Annotated in this window: 4 protein-coding genes; 1 reads left to right on the plus strand and 3 read right to left on the minus strand. The window is 40.1% G+C overall.

Annotated features, from left to right (window positions below):
* Positions 1-326: 326 nt before the first annotated feature.
* The 3 genes from CK510_RS27820 to CK510_RS27830 are packed head-to-tail and all read right to left on the minus strand — an operon-like array spanning position 327 to position 2,662.
* Positions 327-1,034, minus strand: a complete 708-nt coding sequence (locus CK510_RS27820; RefSeq protein WP_095724736.1) for a metallophosphatase — start codon at positions 1,032-1,034, stop codon at positions 327-329.
* A gap of 45 nt (positions 1,035-1,079) precedes the next feature.
* Positions 1,080-1,892, minus strand: coding sequence for a metallophosphoesterase family protein (locus CK510_RS27825; protein WP_095724733.1), 813 nt, complete (start codon positions 1,890-1,892; stop codon positions 1,080-1,082).
* The gene (locus CK510_RS27830) at positions 1,889-2,662 is read right to left on the minus strand and encodes a GTP-binding protein (RefSeq protein ID WP_095724734.1); all 774 of its coding nucleotides are present in this window, start codon (positions 2,660-2,662) and stop codon (positions 1,889-1,891) included. Before CK510_RS27830 ends, CK510_RS27825 begins: the two co-directional genes overlap by 4 nt.
* Positions 2,663-2,814: 152 nt before the next feature.
* Between CK510_RS27830 and dapB the strand changes: the two genes are divergently transcribed.
* The gene (dapB, locus tag CK510_RS27835) at positions 2,815-3,651 is read left to right on the plus strand and encodes a 4-hydroxy-tetrahydrodipicolinate reductase (protein ID WP_095724735.1); all 837 of its coding nucleotides are present in this window, start codon (positions 2,815-2,817) and stop codon (positions 3,649-3,651) included.
* Positions 3,652-3,672: the final 21 nt, after the last annotated feature.

The following is a 3,672-nucleotide window of genomic DNA, read 5'->3' on the forward strand; positions in this document are numbered from 1 at the left end:
TGAAGGCTTTGCGTAACCCAACATATGATGTGAGGAGAACAAAAATTATTTAAACCACAAAAATATTTAAACCCAACACTAAGAAACACTTTAAACAATTTATAAAATGTTGGGTTACGACGCAAATATAGATTTATCATATCGCTACAAATATCTCTTGTGCGTCTTCACCCAACCTACAAATAGATGGGATTCTACTACTATTTCTAAGTTTTGTAGTGAAGGCTTTGCGTAACCCAACATATGATGTGAGGAGAACAAAAATTATTTAAACCACAAAAATATTTAAACCCAACGACTAAGAAACACTTTAAATCTTAAATCCGTTAGTATGATAGCTGCTTAAACTCAACTTTATTACTAGTGGGATGATAAAGCGTGTAACTTACTTTACCTGGTATACGTCCGACATTCCCCACACCAATAATTTGGCGTAAAGTTGTGACAGAGAGGGTTTGCGTAGATACGGGAATATCAAGGGTTGTGACAGTGGAATTAATCGAACCAGCCTGTAATTGATAATTAAACGTTAAACCAGAACGTCCGCAAAACAAATTATTTGCCTGCATTCGAGAGATGCGATCGCACATTAAAATTGCTGGGGTTTCTGGGGTTAATTCTTCTTCAACTCCCAATGGGGAACCATGAAGCAATAAGCAATCCAATTCAAAAAAGCCAAAATCCAAACCCCGTATCCACTGCACAGTATCTCGCGAAACCGACTCAGCCAAAGCTTTGACAGTATCACCACCATATTTTACTAAAAGCTCTGTAGGTTCACCAACAGCACCCAATCCATAGAGAATTAAACACTGTTCTTCCCACCAACCTTTACATACCAAAGGTTCAAATTCACCTTGTTGTGGATTTCGTATCCGTTCCATCACTGCTTCCGATTCCGGTGTTGCACCCACCACATCACCTAAAATATATACAGCTTCTAGATTGCGACTTTGACGGTAAATATCCGTCATTACTGCGTTGTAAGCCGCCAAATTCCCTTCAATTCCGCTTAAAATTGCCCACATAATAATTTGTAATACCCAGTACTTTCCCAATCCCCAATCCCAATTCCCTTTTTATCTAGTACAAACATGGGTTGGGTCATCTGCACGTTCAGCAAACTCAATTCCCCGTGCCAAACGCCATGCAAAAATAGGTGGTAAACCTTTCTCTATAATTGCTGCACAGGTTTTTTGATAGTCGTATTCAACTTCCCGCAAAGTAACTTCATCGCTTTCAGTATCATAAATTACATATGTAGCATTTGGTCGCCCATGTCGAGGTTCCCCCACTGAACCCACATTAATGATTCGCTTCAAAGATGCATTAAAACTTTTATCTTCGTCTTTCTTTCCTTCTCCCCGAACACTTATTTTTAAATTTCCTGCTTCCAGATTTCTCACATAAGGTACATGGGTATGTCCGCAAAATAATACATCTGCCCCCGTACAAAGCACTCGTTCCAAAGCCACAAAAGCATCAAGTTCAGGTAATAAATACTCGTGATTACTATGGGGACTACCGTGAACAAAGGCAAGATTATCTTGTTTGAAAATGTGAGGTAATTGGGCTAAATATTCTCGATGTTCGGGATGAATTTCTTTGTTTGTCCATTCATGTGCTTGTATACCTCTTTTCTCTGCCAAAAGTGAAGGATAACTACAATCACAAGCATTCAAACCTTCCACAATATCCTCATCCCAACATCCCGCACAGGTGGGAATATCTAAAGCTTGAATTTGAGTGATAACAGCGTTAGGATGTGGACCATATCCGACTAAATCACCAAGACAATAAATTTTTTCGGCTTTGTATTTATCTATATCTAATAAAACTGCGTCTAAAGCTTCATAATTTCCATGAATACATGACATTACTGCTATTTTCATTCTACCGAACCCTCTAATAAAATCTGTTTTACCTGTTGTTGATATTGAGTAATTGTGGCATCTAACAAACAACAATCTACTAACGTTTTTCGCATGATAATTTCATCCAAATCTTCCCCCAAAACCTCTATTCCACTGAACCTTTGAGGTCTACCTTCGAGGTGACGAGGTACATCTAATTCCAGAAAATTAGCTGATGGGATTCCCGCAACAAAATCACCATAAATTTGTCTACCATCAGCCACATCAAAGATACCTTTGGCACGAATTACTTGACCATAAGCTCCTTGAGTTACTTCATACCAAAATTCACCCAAACTTTCCTCATCTACCACTTGTCCTTCTGTGGGAACACGCCATAACTTGGTAGGAATAATACTATTCTTAACCACTGCTCCCCGAATTATTTGCTGTGCCCAATTCCGGTATTCCGAGTCTTTTTCTTGTGGTGAAATAACAGCAATTTTTCGATAAGGTAAATCATCAAGAATTTGTTCAACCGCATCTAATTCCAAATACGCACCCAACTCAATAAAAACAGCAGTTGCTGATATAATTTGCTGGATAAATTCAATTTCTTGCCCATCTCTAAAAACCTGGATATGGGGAAAATCAGCCGCAAGACGTGTTTGGTCAAGCGGAAGATTGCCAGTACCAGGACTGAAGTATAATATGTTTCCTGCGTTAATCTGACTAATTTGCTGGGAAATCCAAGTGGTTTTACCGCAACCCGCCAAACCCGCAACAACAGTGATAATAGGTATATCCATAAAAACTAATGATAATCATTTTTAGATAATTTGCAAGCGATCGCAAGAAAGATATCATAGCGCTAGAATTACCATTAAATTCCAAATCTCAAATTAGAGAATGTCAAAGTCCTTTAAAATTCCTTTGTGAACACAAAACAGATTTTAGAACGATGTCCAAGCAAAATGCGATTCCAGTAATTATTAACGGTGCAGCAGGTAAAATGGGGCGTGAGGTGGTGAAAGCTGTCGCTCAAGCATCCGACATGGTATTAATGGGTGCTTTAGATACCAGTTCCGAACACCAGGGGAAAGACGCAGGGGAATTAGCAGGTTTAAGCGAACCCTTAGAAGTGCCAATTACCAACCAACTAGAACCGATGTTGGGATACGTGGCAGGGGAGAGGCAAATGCAACCGGGGGTAATGATAGACTTTACCCATCCCAGTGGGGTTTATGAGAACGTGAGGAGTGCGATCGCATATGGAATTCGTCCGGTGGTAGGGACAACAGGTTTGAGTCCACAACGGTTACAGGATTTAGCTGACTTTGCCGAAAAAGCCAGCACAGGTTGTTTAATCATTCCCAACTTCTCGATTGGGATGGTGTTATTACAGCAAGCAGCAGTAGCAGCATCGCAATACTTCGACTATGTGGAAATTATTGAACTCCACCACAACCAAAAAGCTGACGCACCAAGCGGTACAGCGATTCAAACCGCACAATTACTGAGAGAGATGGGTAAAACTTTTAACCCACCCCAAGTACAAGAAGAAGAGAAAATCAAAGGTGCAAGGGGTAGCGAAGTCGGAGAAGGGATTAGAATACATAGTATTCGGCTGCCAGGATTAATTGCTCATCAAGAAGTAATATTTGGGGCAGCAGGTGAAATTTACACATTGCGTCACGACACAAGCGATCGCGCTTGTTACATGCCAGGTGTTTTACTAGCGATTCGCAAAGTTCAGCAGTTAAAGTCGTTAGTATATGGATTAGAAAAAATATTATAAGGAGCGGGTATTGGGGAGTAG

This window comes from Brunnivagina elsteri CCALA 953 (assembly GCF_002289455.1).
Taxonomy (GTDB): Bacteria; Cyanobacteriota; Cyanobacteriia; order Cyanobacteriales; family Nostocaceae; genus Brunnivagina; species Brunnivagina elsteri.

Coding starts and splice junctions, on each gene's coding strand:
- CK510_RS27830 (WP_095724734.1), bottom strand. CDS start 2,662: ATGGATATACCTATTATCACTGTTGTTGCGGGTTTGGCGGGTTGCGGT.
- CK510_RS27825 (WP_095724733.1), bottom strand. CDS start 1,892: ATGAAAATAGCAGTAATGTCATGTATTCATGGAAATTATGAAGCTTTA.
- dapB (WP_095724735.1), top strand. CDS start 2,815: ATGTCCAAGCAAAATGCGATTCCAGTAATTATTAACGGTGCAGCAGGT.